Origin of the sequence: Candidatus Desulfosporosinus nitrosoreducens (genome assembly GCF_030954495.1) — a bacterium.
GTDB lineage: Bacteria > Bacillota > Desulfitobacteriia > Desulfitobacteriales > Desulfitobacteriaceae > Desulfosporosinus > Desulfosporosinus nitrosoreducens.
Window position 1 is genome coordinate 1 of sequence record NZ_JAVHUW010000048.1, and the last position, 13,741, is coordinate 13,741.

Here is a 13,741-nt window from a genome sequence, read left to right on the forward strand (position 1 = left end):
TTAATGAACAATTGTTTAGAGCTTCGCCCTTTGTGCGGGAGTTTGTGGCTTTTAGTATCAATCACTATCAAAACGGCAACGAACCGGTTCAAGCAAGCGGCTACAGGGACTATTACCGGTATTATTTCAATAAGTAGATAAAGAAGACTTGATTCAGGTAGAGTTTTAAATCCATCTGAATCTTAGTCGCATTTATCCAGGGACTTAGCCGCTCTTAACTCACCGCTTGCCGAAGCGGGAGTCTTAGAGCGGATTAGTCAGCGGATAAAGAAAGCAACAGCCGCATTTCAGAAATTGATTGCGTGAAATGCGACTGTTGCTAAGACTCTAAGCCCAAAAGCCAAACCGGTGGTCTTTTCAGCGTGAAGAAAAGCTGTTGTGCGTGAGTGATTTTAGTTGCTAAGTGTTACTTAAAAATGACTTGGCCGTCCTTTATTGAATCGATAATCGCTAAAGATTCCAATTGAACACCTGTTTCTTCGACGCGTTTTCGGCCCTCTTGAAATGTTTTTTCGATGACGATACCTGCTCCGGCAATTTCCGCCTTACTTTGAGAGAGTAAACTGATCAGCCCCAGGAGCGCGCTTCCGCTGGCCAGAAAATCATCGATAATTAAGACCTTGTCCTTAGGGGTTAGGAATTCCCGGGATATTTTAATGGAGTATTCCTGGTCTTTGGTATAAGAATAAACTTTAGCTTCATAGACATCCTGGTTCATATTAATCCCCGCGTGTTTTTTCGCAAACACCACAGGAATATAATTGAAGTACTGAGCCGCAATACTGGCGATGGCAATACCGGAGGTTTCAATGGTTACTATTTTGGTTACTTCTTTATCTGAAAACCGGCGTTTGAACTCTTTGCCGATTTCATTGAACAACCTAATGTCTAATTGGTGATTGAGAAAATTATCGACCTTGATGATCCGATTTTCGATTATCCTGGCGTCGGCGCGAATTTTATCTTTTAAGAGCTGCATGCTGGTAATACTCCCTTCTTAAATGAAAAAACTCCTGAATCAAGGAGTGACATAGAAATAGAATGTAATAATAACAAGGATAACTTGAATATCGAAAAAAATCAATAAAGGATTCTTTGGACTTTTCGCAGTAACCTTCCAAAGGTTTGGCTGAAGAAATTCGTATTACTTTAAAGGGGAAAGCGATGAATACGACAATCAGAAAAATGATGCTCACAGAGTTTAAGGGCATCTATCAAAGAATTGAGCTTGATTTTGCGGAGGGCGAATATGCCCCTTACGATGTCCTGGCGGCACAGCTTGCAAAGGGAGTACAAAAAGGCTATCTTTTGCAATGGGATAAAAAAGATGTCGGCTATGCCCTATGCGCAGACGGGTGCGCCAACGGCCATGTCCTCATCAGCTTATTGGCTGTGTATGAAGAATTTAGAAACAGGGGTCTGGGATCAATTTTTCTGGAAGATTTAATAACTGATTTTTCCCGGAATCAAGGTATTATTGTTGAGGTTGAGAAGCCCGAGAATTCAAAATCCGCTGCAGAAAGAGAACTTCGCGCCGGGAGAATAAGGTTTTATCAAAACGCCGGGTTTTATTTGGTTCCGGACATCGACTACATAATCTGGGATGTTCCTATGCACCTGATGATACGCCCGCTAAAAGCGTCATTGACGACTATGAATAAGCAGATAGGACAAATCATACGGGCAATATACCTCGATTTAATGGGAAAACGTTATCTGCATAAATTAGAATTTAATAGGTCCGCCCCTCTAGCCCGGGAAATCGGTCGCAATTAGCAAAGAGGCTTTGCCATCCTGTTATCCTCCTTGTCACCCCACCTTAGTTATCAATGTTTCTTTTACCTAATTTTCTCCACGAAGTAATCAATTCGTGATTTAGGAGCTGCTCTGTGAAAGCTTCCGTAACCTCGGATGTTTCGTGATTTTTTGGTTGTATCAGGTAAAAAGAGCGGGTCAGCCGCTTGCCCTTTATTCTAAGCGACTTTAATTCTTTGGCATTTAACTCTTTGCGTACAATCCAGCGCGAGACAAGTGCAATTCCTAAACCTGTGCTAACTGCCTGTTTCACGGCTTGACTGCTTCCGAAGATGTAAGCCTTTCTGACATTGATGCCCCATTCTTTAATAAGCTTGTCACTAAAAGCGCGGGTTCCCGAGCCGCTCTCCCTGAGAATCCAGACTTGATCCTGAAGATGTTCCGAAGTTGCGATGGGAAGCCGGGCCAAGGCGTGTTGATTAGGAACAACTAAGATAATTTCATCCTCCATGATGGAGTGGATCAGAATATCCGAATGATCGACTTCTCCCTCCACAAGGGCAACGTCTAACTGATTCGTTCGCACAGCCTGGATGATTTCCTCCGTATTGGCTATAGAGGTTTCAATGTCTACCTTTGGGTATTGAGCTGCGAACTCAGCCACTGCAAAAGGCAAAATATATTCTCCGATAGTATAGCTGGCTCCAACTTTTAGAGTACCTGTGACCACGTTGGACAGCTGTTTTATTTCTTGTAGGGCCTTGTTGTGCAAACGTAAAATTTGCTTGGCATATTTATAGTAGATCTCGCCCGCTTGGGTAAGTTCCAAGTGGTTTGACGAGCTGTCGACGAGTTTGGTGCCGAGTTCTTCTTCTAAAGTCTGTATTTGCAAACTGACATTAGGGTGTGATAAATAAAGCTCTTCGGCGGCATGAGAAAAGTTTTTGTGCTCGACTACAGTAACGAAGGTTTTTAAAGGATCGTTGATCATAGCTGCACCTCTGGTTTTAGATTTCCAATTAATAGATTCCTATAATGATACTTCTTTTTCTACACTTTAACAATGTCCCGGTCCTTACATTACCGTTAAGCATACATTAATTCGGACGGTCCGTGGAATTATAAAAAACAAGCGAACTGAGAGGGGGTGGAGTTGGTATGCCTGAAATACCTGAGATGGAGATATACAGGGATTATTTAAATAAGTGGGTAAAAGGCAAAGAGATCAAAAAAGTCAAAGTCTTAAGGGTTAAAAGTGTAAATATGGAAAGTACGGCTTTTTGCCAAAGCGTTATGGGTAAGTTGATTCGCGCTATTACCCGCAGAGGCAAATATATTATTTTTCATCTTGACGACGGACATTTCCTCTTAACACATATGATGCTGGACGGCAGAATGTTTTTGCTGCCCTTAACAAACCAGAAAAATAGCCCGGAGTTTAAAGAAATAATGTCGGAGATCCTTGAGGGTAAGGCGGAAGATTTGCGGCAGCGAATTAAAGGCTTACCGGGAAAACCGAGTGTTGTTTTTATTTTAAATGATGATTCTATACTCTTTTTCTGCAGTCTTACTTTAGGGTATTTGCATTACTTAAGGCAAGATGAACTTGAAAGCAAATTAGGTGAATTAGGCAGTGATCCTTTAGATTCCCAATTTAAGGCTCTGGAATTCACCCGCTTAATCAAAGGAAAAAGAGGAATGATCAAACCTTGGCTAATGAATCCCAAGAATATAGCCGGGGTGGGAAATGCCTATTCAAACGAAGCTCTGTTTAGGGCGGGCATTTTGCCCACTCGTCTGATTTCAGCCATAAGCGATGCCGACAGTGTTGCTTTATTTAATGCTTTAGTAACGATTCTTCAGGATTCCATTCGCCTGGGCGGCGACATGGAGGAACCCTTTGCGCCTTGGGACGATTTTACCGGCGGATATAATCCCCAGTTTCAGGTTTACGAACGGACTGGAGAGCCATGCTTAAATTGTAAAACTGTCATTAAAAAATCAGAGGTTGGAGGCCGGAATGCCTTCTACTGTCCGCACTGTCAGAAATAATTCAGCAAAGAACTGAAGGAGCTTGCCAAATGTCCACATTTAAGGAATTCGATGCCCATTTGCTGAACGAGCAAAAACCTTCCAGCTATTTCAATGAGTTAAGCAAAACCGGAGTATTTAGGGTAAAATATCCTTATACGCTGCTGGGAGACTTAAAGCAAGTACCTCAATCGCCGAAACATCACCCGGAAGGAAATGTCTGGAACCACACCATGTTAGTCTTGGACAATGCAGGAGAAAGGAAACATCTTAGCCAAAATCCAAGGGTATTTATGTGGTCAGCTTTGCTCCATGATTTGGGTAAAGCATCTGCAACCAGACTAACTAAAGGGAGAATCACCGCTTATGATCATGATAAGCTGGGAGAGAGGCTTGCCGTTAAGTTTCTTAAAGAACTTACCGATGAGGATGCTTTTATATACCAAGTAGCCAAAATGGTAAGGTGGCATATGCAAATACTCTTCGTTACTAAAGGACTGCCTTTTGCGGATATTGACAGGATGGCCTCTGAGGTCTCCGTCCGCGAGATAGCCCTACTAGGGCTATGTGACCGCTTAGGCAGAGGAAACCTAACCCTTGACAAGAAGCTGGAAGAAGAAAAAAGCATTCTAACTTTCTTGGAAAAATGCACGGGTTATTTAAACTCTGAAATTAATCCGGAGTCTTTCTTGGGCTCAGGGGATAATAGATTGGTATAAAGAGCGACTTCCCGGATAGAGTTAATAAGACAAGGTTGTGAGGTGCGGATTAATGATTATAGGTTTTGGCTTTGGAAGCCCCATGCAGAGTATTATTATGCTTTTGCTTACTTCACTGCTTAGCCTTGTTATTTACCGGAGTTTGCGAAATGTAGGACGTGGCAGGCCAGACCCGATAAGCCTGAGAGAGCAGCGCAGGCAATATTATTATACCCAGAGGCAAAAGGCGCGAGAATATATCCGTGAATTTGACTTGACGGATGAAGAAATTGAACAAAAGCTGGACAAAGAATTCGGAAAGAATTAAAGGGATTTGTGAATTTTTTCGAAATCCTAGTATTTTTGATGTTAAAATTATTTGAGACATTTAAAGATATTTAAAGGTGCTTGAAAAACATCAAACATGAATGGAAGCAGGGATGTAAATGGATTTTGCAGATTTAACCTATATCATGAAGCAGTTAATTCAACTTTGTTCAATTTCCAGTCCGGCGGGCAATACCCAAAAGATTATGGATTATCTGAGCAGAGAATTAGACGAATTAGGCATCTCTTATAATTCCACGCATAAGGGAGCTTTAATCGCGACGATTTCAGGTAAAGAAAGGAGTATCCACCGTCATATTGTAGCTCATGTCGATACTCTCGGGGCTATGGTTAAGGAAATCAAGCCCAACGGCAGGCTAAAGCTGACTAAAATCGGCGGTTATAATTGGAACAGCCTGGAAGGCGCCCTTTGCTATCTTGAGACTGGGGCGGGAAACCGGTATTCGGGTACCATTCTCAACACTCACGCTTCGGTCCACGTCTATGAAGATCATGCCAAACAGGAACGCAATGATGACACTATGGAAGTGCGTATTGATGAAAAGGTGAAAAATCAAGATGATGTGGCAGCTTTAGGTATTGCCGTCGGTGATTTTGTTTCCTTTGATCCTCGGCTTCGGGTAACCGACAGCGGCTTTATCAATAGCCGCCACCTTGATGACAAAGCCAGTGCTGCCGTTCTGCTGGGGGTTCTCAAATATCTCCGGGAGAATAATCTGCCGCTGCCCTATACGACAAACATAATGTTCAGCAATAATGAGGAGATTGGCTATGGCGGCAATGCCGGTATAACTCCGGAAACAAAAGAATATTTGGTCGTGGACATGGGTGCAGTCGGTGAGGGACAAGCAACGGATGAATTTTGTGTTTCGATCTGCGCTAAAGATTCCTCCGGCCCTTATCATTTCGGCTTGCGCCAAAAATTAGTACAATTAGCCCAAGAACATAAAATCTATTATAAAGTTGATGTCTATCCGCATTATGGTTCTGATGCCAGTTCGGCCTTGCGTGCCGGCTTTGACATTGTGCATGGTTTAATCGGGCCGGGAATTGATGCTTCGCACGGACATGAACGCACTCATAAGGAGGCTCTTGCCAATACTGCCGGGTTGCTCCTGCATTATCTTTTGGCGCAATAATGCAGATTCTTTGGCGGGCACAAGGATAAAGGCCTTGAACGCGGAGACGCTCAAAGCCTTTTTTGTCAGCAGGTAGCAGTGCTCTGATTCTCAGTTTATGACTTGAGAAAATAGATGGAGCAAACCGCTCCAATTATAATAATCAAAAGTGCAATGCTCACCGCTAATAATGTTTGCTGCAGGTTATATAAGGGTTTTGACCTGCCCATGTCAATAATCCTGTTATACAGGTTTGGTGACAGTTGTTCAAGAATTTTCAGTTTCTCAGGCAAAGTGGTCGACGATCCGGTAATTTCTTGAAACATATTGCACAATTGCTCGTTTTTCCATTGCACGATCCGCTCCAGGGCTTTTGTCCGCGTAAGGGGCTGCGGGGTATGCGGAGTGTTGAATTCGAAACTTACGGTCAATCCGCTTCTGCGCAATTCCTGCTCGGAATAGCCGGCATCGTTTAATCCCTTGATAAAGGCGGCACACATGGTCTGATCCTGCAAAGTGACGCTTATTTCCATTGTCAATTCCGAGGGCTGTGAAAATTCCCCTAACTTAAAACCGGTCAGCCACCAGTGTTTATCTTGCCTGGTGAAAAGCTCTTTGCCGTTTTTCTTTAATGTTGATGACATTTGTAAAAGCTCGTCGTTAGTGGCGCTTTGATAAAGGGTGCCAAAGATTAAACTGGAAAGGGTTCGTTTGGAAGACTTTGTATACACTCCTATTTCCGACCCGGTGACTAAATCGTATTGGCCTTTCCAAAAGCCAATCAGCCATTCTTTATTGTTGTACTGAAAGGTAATCGGTTCACAATCTATAATCATTCCCGTAGGTGCTGCCGCTTCATCAAAAAAACGGCGGTATCCTATTTTTCTCTGCCAGGGGTCCATATTAGAATAAAAAATATCTTGTTCAGGATCATAGGAATAACCGGTAATTTCTATTATTTCATCCAAAGCGTCAATACCTGTTTCTTCAGGTAAGGCTCCGAAATTTTTGTAATTGTCCCATCTGATCGGTTCTTCATCGAATATATTGATTTGTTCGGACAAGCAAAACACCTCCCCTTTGTACATAGTACGGACTTGTGGTAGGGAATGGTGCATTAAATTAAAAATTTAGTTGAGATCAAGTCAGGGATTGGGGCTGAAATGTTTGATGCTGGGTATTAGCGGAAATGCGCTGGGCTCTTGTTATCAAGATTGAGCCTGGTAAACTAAAAATAGGAAGAAATTAAAATTACTGATTATCCAATTATAAAATAGTATATTTACATTGACTGCTGTTATACATTAATATAAACCATATTATTTAGTTAAGTTTAAATTGCCGATTATTAAGAGAGCAGGTAGTTTTTATCATAACTGTGAAACGACATCTCATAATGTGAAACCAGAGAATAAGTTATTTAGCAGCTGGCCCCATATTGCTGCTGATATGGCTCCCAATAGGTACCTAACCAGCCGTATAATTTCCGTGGCCTCAATGCTAATTTTGGAGAGATCTTACAATAGGTGCATACTATCAAATCATAAATTAAATATTCTTAACATTTCAAATAGTTTGATGTATCATATAACAAAGAAAAGGAGGAATAAGAGATGGAAGAGAAACACCGTGATGGACTGATGGAGGAAAAACGGTTGTTTTTTCCTCCTGGGGAGTTCCGTTCCAAGGCCGTGATTCAGGACCCGGAGATTTATGAACTTGGAAAAGACAGGGCAAGCTTCTGGGAGGAACAAGGGGGGCGGTTAAGTTGGTTTCAACCGTGGGATAAAGTTTTGGACTGGAATTATCCTTTTGCCAAATGGTATGTCGGCGGAAAATTGAACGCGGCTTATAATTGCTTGGACCGTCATTTGGAAGGACCGCGCCGCAATAAGGCCGCCCTTATTTTTGAAGGAGAGTTGGGAGATCGAAGAGTTTTAACCTACCAGGATCTTCAGCGCGAGGTGTCCCAGTTTGCCAATGTCTTAAAATCTTATGGTGTGGTCAAAGGAGACCGGGTGACAATATACATGCCGATGATCCCGGAGGCAGTTATATCCATGCTTGCCTGTGCTAAAATCGGTGCGGCTCATTGTGTCGTTTTCGGCGGGTTTAGTGCGGAAGCTTTGAGGGACAGGGTTCTTGATGCCCAGGCGAAAATTTTAGTAACCTCGGATGGCAGTTATCGCCGGGGAAATACTATCCCTTTAAAAGAAAGTGTGGATCAAGCCCTACGCGATGTAAACTGTATAGAAAAAGTGATTGTGGTGCAGCGGACCGGTCAGCCGGTAAACATGGAGGCGGAACGGGATGTGTGGTATCACGAGGTTATTAAGAGTGCCTCTTTTGTCTGTCCCTCTGAACCTATGGAAGCAGATGACATGCTCTTCATTCTGTACACGAGCGGAACTACCGGAAAGCCCAAAGGGGTTGTTCATACGGTAGGCGGTTATATGGTAGGAGTTTCCACAACACATCAATGGGTGTTTGACCTTAAAGAAGAAGATGTTTATTGGTGTACTGCCGATATTGGTTGGATAACAGGGCACAGCTATTTAGTTTACGGGCCGTTGGCCAATGGTGCTACGGTTGTGATGTATGAAGGGGCTCCGGATTACCCTGAAAAGGATCGCTATTGGGAGATCGTGGAAAAATACCGGGTAACTATTTTATATACTGCGCCGACGGCAATTCGCACCTTTATGAAATGGGGAGAAAGCTATCCTTTAAGCAGAGATCTTTCCAGCCTGCGTCTTTTGGGTTCTGTCGGCGAGCCGATTAACCCGGAAGCTTGGATGTGGTACTACAAACACATCGGAGGAAAGCGTTGTCCGATCGTAGATACCTGGTGGCAAACAGAGACAGGTATGATTATGATGACTCCGGTGCCGGGGGTTACTCCTCTCAAGCCAGGTTCGTGTACGATTCCTTTCCCGGGTGTTCATATGGAGATAGTTGACAATTCGGGCAATCCCGTAGCGAAAGGCAAGGGCGGATATTTAGTGGCGCGCGAGCCTTGGCCGGCGATGCTCAAAACAGTATATAGAAATGACAAGCGCTATGAAGACACCTATTGGAACCAATTTAAAGGGGTATATTTTACCGGAGATGAAGCAAAGTGGGATGAAGACGGCTATTTCTGGATCATCGGCCGCGTCGATGATGTGATTAACGTCTCGGGGCACCGGATTGGAACCGCGGAAGTGGAAAGTGCTTTGGTCGAACATCCATCTGTTGCGGAAGCAGCTTGTGTGGGCAGGACCCACGAAGTGAAGGGTCAGGCGGTATTTGCTTTCGTTAGTTTAAAAGAAGGAATTGAAGTTGGGGAGAAGCTTGTAGATGAGCTGAAGGCCCATGTTGTGCTGAAGATCGGTTCTCTGGCAAGGCCGGATGATATTTTCCTGACGGCCGAGCTGCCCAAAACCCGAAGCGGAAAAATCATGAGGCGTCTGCTTAAGGATATCGCCGAAGGTCGGGCTATGGGAGATACCAGCACTCTTGCCGACGCGGCGGTGATAAATTTCCTTAAGAAGAACATTGATGCTCAGAAGATCCAAGCTGCCCGGAATGCTTCGCTTAAACTTGGAAGCAGGATTTCGATTCCCGACTCGGCAACGTTTAACCGCTGTAAAGAAGAGTCCTACGAAGGGTATAGTTACACGGTTTGGTTCGCGACTCCTGCCAAGGAAGGATCACGACACCCGGTTACCAATTTCTATTGCTTTAAGTGGATAGAACGGCTGAATCTGCCGGCAGAGATTGCCCTGGCCATCTCCAACATCATGATAAACAACAGTAGTACTTTTGAGGCAATTTTTAGCAGTGGGGCCCCGGATTTCAGCCATGCCGTGATCAATGAAGGGAGCATAACCGATGACTTGGCCGAGGAAGGACAGATTTGCTTCTGCGGTTCAGCGGGCTAGTGTGAGCTGATTGCGGAATTTCTTCCCTGCTTTTGTTATTTTATTGTGGCCGACAAATTAAAGGTGTATAATGATTCCAAGCAAATTAAAGTTCAAAATCAAAGCTATTGTTTTGAATTACAAAAATATGACCCGTTTTTTGTAGAGAATTACAAAAAACGGGTCTTGTTATTTTAACTAATCTAATTTTACTCTTCTAGGTGTTTGGTAGTAAACGGAAGGGTTTGTCAGCCGCAATCCGGGCAAGGATGCTGTCAGCCGTATCAAACTGTCGAAGGGTAACGTTTGCAGTTCAGTGAGTCTAAGGGCTCCTGTAGGGCAAGCTTTGACACAGAAGGGAAGCTGTCCGTCGTCAATTCGCTTGTAACAAAGCTGGCATTTGCTCGCCTTGCTGGTTACGGGATGAATTTTGGGAACATTAAAAGGGCACGAGGTCACACAGGATTTGCAGCCTGTACATTTTGCCGGGGAATGGATGACAATCCCATCGCGGCGCTTAGCATAAGCGCCTTGCGGGCAAACCCGCAAACACTCCGGATTGGCGCAATGATTACAAGCAAGAGAGAGAAAAAATTGGCTTAGACCCTCGGAATTATGATCCTTGACTTCACGGATAGAGCGATAGGTAAGGGATGAGGGGAGGCGATGATTAAGTTGGCAGGCGCTGACACATGCTCCGCAACCCAAACAGCGATTGGTGTCTAAAACAAAGCCTAATTGTTTAACCGTTTGTATCCCTCCTAATTCCATTGAGCAATGTTCCGGGGCTGATTTAGCGCTTGGTGAGTTTTCGCAGGTTGACAAAGGTCTCGTTGAGAGCGAATCCAGGTGCTCCGGTACTTACGGTTCCCATATCAGTAGTGGTTGACCGGAACAGTACGTTTAGATCAAGACTTTGCTGCTGGGTTGCGCCGCGGTAAATAATCACGACATCCCTAGGCAGCGTTGGATCAAGAAGTACCCGCACCTGCAGAATACCGGATTCGTTAAAGAGCTCTGCCAGGTCCCCTTCTTTGAGTTTGTAGTCCTGGGCAAGCTGCGGATTAAGCTGTACTTTATAACAGTTGGACGTCTGATCGCTCTCCAGGTAAGATTGGGAGTTGATCATGGAGGTATGGTGTGGTGTCAGCAGACGCAAGGGAGCATCTCCGGGCGGCTGTTGGGCAGGCAGGTAGGAAGGAAGTGCGGGAAACCCCGCAGCGGCGGCAGTGGCCGAGAAGAATTCAAAGCGGCCGGAAGGAGTGGCAAACTTGCGGCCGCTCCAAGCGGTAGGGGACAAATTTGCCTTTGCCGGCTGAGATAAAATTTCTTCCGGTTCGCTTAAACCGAGCTGCCGGAGTAATGTCGGGCTAAGCTGTCTCAGTACGGTTTCTTTTTCGGAGCCATGGGTCGGGAAAGAGCAGCTGCCCGGTTCCAGTTCGTTGAGTTTTGCTGAGATATTCCAGGCAATTTCGAGATCAGATTTTGTTTCGCCGAGGGGAGAGATGGCCGGCTCATTGATGCCAACCCAATAGTGCCAGTAACTGGAGTTCAGGTCCCAATGTTCATAATGAGTCGTTGCCGGCAGAAAGATATCCGCCGCTTCAGCGGAGCTGGTAAGGAAAAGGTCATTAACTACAATCAAGTCCAGTTGCTGGACCAGTTTGTGCCACAGTTTCAGATCTGAATCCTGAGAGAGGGGGTTTCTGCCGGATAGCCACAGCAAATTTACAGGTGGGTCTGTGCAGTTCAGGGCTTCTGTGGCAAACCTGTTAATATTCAGCCGGCGGTTTGGGGATGTGCTCTGACTTTGCTGGGTATCCGTAAACTGCCAGGTTTCGAAATGACCGTAGTTGACACCGCCGCCTTCTTCCCCTATATGGCCGGCTAAGGCGCCTAAAGCGTCGATAGCCCGCAGTGTTTGCCCTCCGTTTGTGTAACGCTGCAGGCCGAAACCAACCCAGATGCAGGCAGGATGGGTTTGGCCATAGGCAATAGCCAGGTTTTTGATGGTTTCACTCTTCACCCCTGTTGTTTGAGCAGCTTCCTCTAAATCGATCTCGGAGTTTAAATAGGAGATGAATTCGTCGCAGCCGACAGAGTAGTCTTTAATCTTGGGGTCTATAAAGTTTTCTTTAAGCAGAACCTTGCACATGGCCAGAGCGAGCAGACCGTCGGAACCCGGTTTCACTTGGACAAATCTGTGAGATCTGACGGCCGTGGCGCTGAGGTGGGTATCAAAACAAACTACGGTCGCTCCCTGATCTATGGCGTCGAAAATAATAGACATTTGATGAATGGCTGTCCAGGCCGGATTGACACCCCAAAGCCAAATAAGCTTGGCTTTAGCCATATTCTGAGGGTCGGAACAAATGAATCTGCCAAAATCAAAAGCCTGAGCATCAATCCCGGCGGACCAGCAGGGAGAACCGATTGCTCTGGTGGTGGGCCCAATCCCGGAAAACAGCCACTCCATAGCGTTGTGCAGAGCGCCGAAATTCCCGGAATACTTATTCAGAGCGATTGGTAACGTGGAGTTATATTTGTTCTTAATACCCAAAATTGCCCGGGCAATCAGGTCAAGTCCTTCATCCCAGGTAATCCGCTCCCAGTCCCCGCTAAAACGATGCTTTTGGCGCAGGGGATGGCGGATACGCGAAGGGCTGTAGACTTTTTTGACATCATGCAAAGCTTTCGGACATAGTTTGCCATTGGTGTAGTCATGGCTGGGATTGCCTTCGACTGAAACAAGAACTCCGTTGCTGGTTGTGCTGATCATGCTGCAGGTGTCATAACAGTTTCGCGGACAAATGTGATAATGCTTTTGCGGCATTGCATTCACCCCTTCTTGACGGAATTGCGACGACCATTGCCCAAGAAACAAAAACACTTTTCTCGTTATAGCTTAGATTGTTCGTTATTTCCCCGGACAATTCCTTTTATTTTTCATGAGGAAAGGCATCCGCCAGGCAGTGCCAATTCGTGTTAAAGGAAGTGAATTGAGCGCACAAAAACGGGTGCCTTTTGCCAAGGAACAGTTCTCGCCAAACTAAGCTCTTATTTTAAAGCGGTTATGTGGATGCCCACGGCACTTAAATAGAAGAGAGAACGTCCCAGAAGTTCACCCAGACCGCTGGTGACGAGTAAAAGTAAGATCAAGTTAAGATTGGCTGCTTTTTTATTTTTGATAATAAAGTATAGCAAAATCAAGGGCGCCAGCCAATTTGTGAGCACCCGGACCCAGAATAGGGGACTGGCACTTATGAATTGGACAGTGGCCACGCTTTCAGAGCTGCCGGCATTGAGCAGGGAAAGGTACAAGCCGTAAGAAAGCAAACTGGCAACAATACAAGTTGCTGACCAATAGATGAGCGTAGAGGTTTGGCCTGGGGTAAGAGCTTTATGACCTAAGACCAGGAGAGTAAGCGCACCTAGCAGGCCGGTTGTCAGGAGAAAAAAGAAGGGTGTTTGGGCACTGTCCCAAGCCGGGACCCGGGGCAACACATAAATCATAGAGCTGCTGAGCACGCCTAAGAGGCCGAGCAGAGCGGTAATCCCAGCGGCCAAACGCCGGTTGCCCTGGGGCTGACGGGTTTGGAAAAAAAGATAGATCCAGGCCGCTGCAGTCAATAAAAAGAAGAGTATTTCCCGGCTCAGCCAGGATGAACTTAAATGTGAGATAGCGCGGTAGGCCGCTTCCGGGTGTCCAAGGTGAGCTAAAGAAGCTATAAGGGCCAGGGCCAGCAGAGCCCCGGAAGTGAGAGTCGCCTTCTTATATAATGCCGAATCTAAAGGGGTGCGGTCCAGCCACCATAAGGCCAGGAGAATGCCGATGGCTGCTTCTCCCAAAACTGTGAAAATAATTAATGGCCATTCCCAAGTTCCCATG

The 13,741-nt window shown here is 45.3% G+C and carries 12 protein-coding genes; 6 read left to right on the forward strand and 6 right to left on the reverse strand.

The annotated features are described in order from the left end of the window. Positions 1–406: 406 nt before the first annotated feature. Positions 407–979 (reverse strand): xanthine phosphoribosyltransferase, encoded by a 573-nt coding sequence (locus REC12_RS10505; protein WP_308894206.1) that lies wholly within the window; start codon positions 977–979, stop codon positions 407–409. A 185-nt stretch (positions 980–1,164) separates the two neighbouring features. Here REC12_RS10505 and REC12_RS10510 point away from each other — a divergent pair, with 185 nt between their 5' ends. Beyond that, positions 1,165–1,776 (forward strand): GNAT family N-acetyltransferase, encoded by a 612-nt coding sequence (locus REC12_RS10510; RefSeq protein WP_308894208.1) that lies wholly within the window; start codon positions 1,165–1,167, stop codon positions 1,774–1,776. 43 nt (positions 1,777–1,819) lie between these two features. Here REC12_RS10510 and REC12_RS10515 read toward each other — a convergent pair whose 3' ends face one another. Next, positions 1,820–2,746: a LysR family transcriptional regulator gene (locus REC12_RS10515; protein ID WP_308894210.1), complete on the reverse strand. Its 927-nt coding sequence runs from the start codon at positions 2,744–2,746 to the stop codon at positions 1,820–1,822. A gap of 167 nt (positions 2,747–2,913) precedes the next feature. Between REC12_RS10515 and REC12_RS10520 the strand changes: the two genes are divergently transcribed. The 4 genes from REC12_RS10520 (at position 2,914) to REC12_RS10535 (ending at position 5,971) form a co-directional block, all read left to right on the forward strand. Continuing rightward, the gene (locus REC12_RS10520; RefSeq protein WP_308894212.1) at positions 2,914–3,807 is read left to right on the forward strand and encodes an Fpg/Nei family DNA glycosylase; all 894 of its coding nucleotides are present in this window, start codon (positions 2,914–2,916) and stop codon (positions 3,805–3,807) included. A gap of 29 nt (positions 3,808–3,836) precedes the next feature. After that, on the forward strand, positions 3,837–4,505 hold the full coding sequence (locus REC12_RS10525) for an HD domain-containing protein (RefSeq protein WP_308894214.1): 669 nt from the start codon (positions 3,837–3,839) through the stop codon (positions 4,503–4,505). Between the two features lie 52 nt (positions 4,506–4,557). Further along, on the forward strand, positions 4,558–4,812 hold the full coding sequence (locus REC12_RS10530) for a hypothetical protein (protein ID WP_308894216.1): 255 nt from the start codon (positions 4,558–4,560) through the stop codon (positions 4,810–4,812). Between the two features lie 118 nt (positions 4,813–4,930). After that, complete coding sequence (locus REC12_RS10535) at positions 4,931–5,971, forward strand: M42 family metallopeptidase (RefSeq protein ID WP_308894218.1); 1,041 nt, start codon at positions 4,931–4,933, stop codon at positions 5,969–5,971. A gap of 95 nt (positions 5,972–6,066) precedes the next feature. Here the strand turns inward: REC12_RS10535 and REC12_RS10540 are convergent, their stop codons facing one another. Next, on the reverse strand, positions 6,067–7,014 hold the full coding sequence (locus REC12_RS10540; RefSeq protein ID WP_308894219.1) for a DUF4474 domain-containing protein: 948 nt from the start codon (positions 7,012–7,014) through the stop codon (positions 6,067–6,069). Between the two features lie 549 nt (positions 7,015–7,563). Between REC12_RS10540 and acs the strand changes: the two genes are divergently transcribed. Beyond that, a complete protein-coding gene (gene acs, locus REC12_RS10545; protein ID WP_308894221.1) occupies positions 7,564–9,873 on the forward strand; it encodes an acetate--CoA ligase in 2,310 nt (769 codons plus the stop codon). A 177-nt stretch (positions 9,874–10,050) separates the two neighbouring features. Here acs and REC12_RS10550 read toward each other — a convergent pair whose 3' ends face one another. The 3 genes from REC12_RS10550 to REC12_RS10560 all read right to left on the reverse strand — a co-directional run bounded on the left by REC12_RS10550 (position 10,051) and on the right by REC12_RS10560 (position 13,740). Further along, complete coding sequence (locus REC12_RS10550) at positions 10,051–10,623, reverse strand: 4Fe-4S dicluster domain-containing protein (protein WP_308894222.1); 573 nt, start codon at positions 10,621–10,623, stop codon at positions 10,051–10,053. 22 nt (positions 10,624–10,645) lie between these two features. After that, a complete protein-coding gene (locus REC12_RS10555; RefSeq protein WP_308894224.1) occupies positions 10,646–12,685 on the reverse strand; it encodes a molybdopterin-dependent oxidoreductase in 2,040 nt (679 codons plus the stop codon). A gap of 224 nt (positions 12,686–12,909) precedes the next feature. Beyond that, positions 12,910–13,740, reverse strand: a complete 831-nt coding sequence (locus tag REC12_RS10560; protein WP_308894225.1) for a dimethyl sulfoxide reductase anchor subunit family protein — start codon at positions 13,738–13,740, stop codon at positions 12,910–12,912. Between the last annotated feature and the right edge of the window lies 1 nt (position 13,741).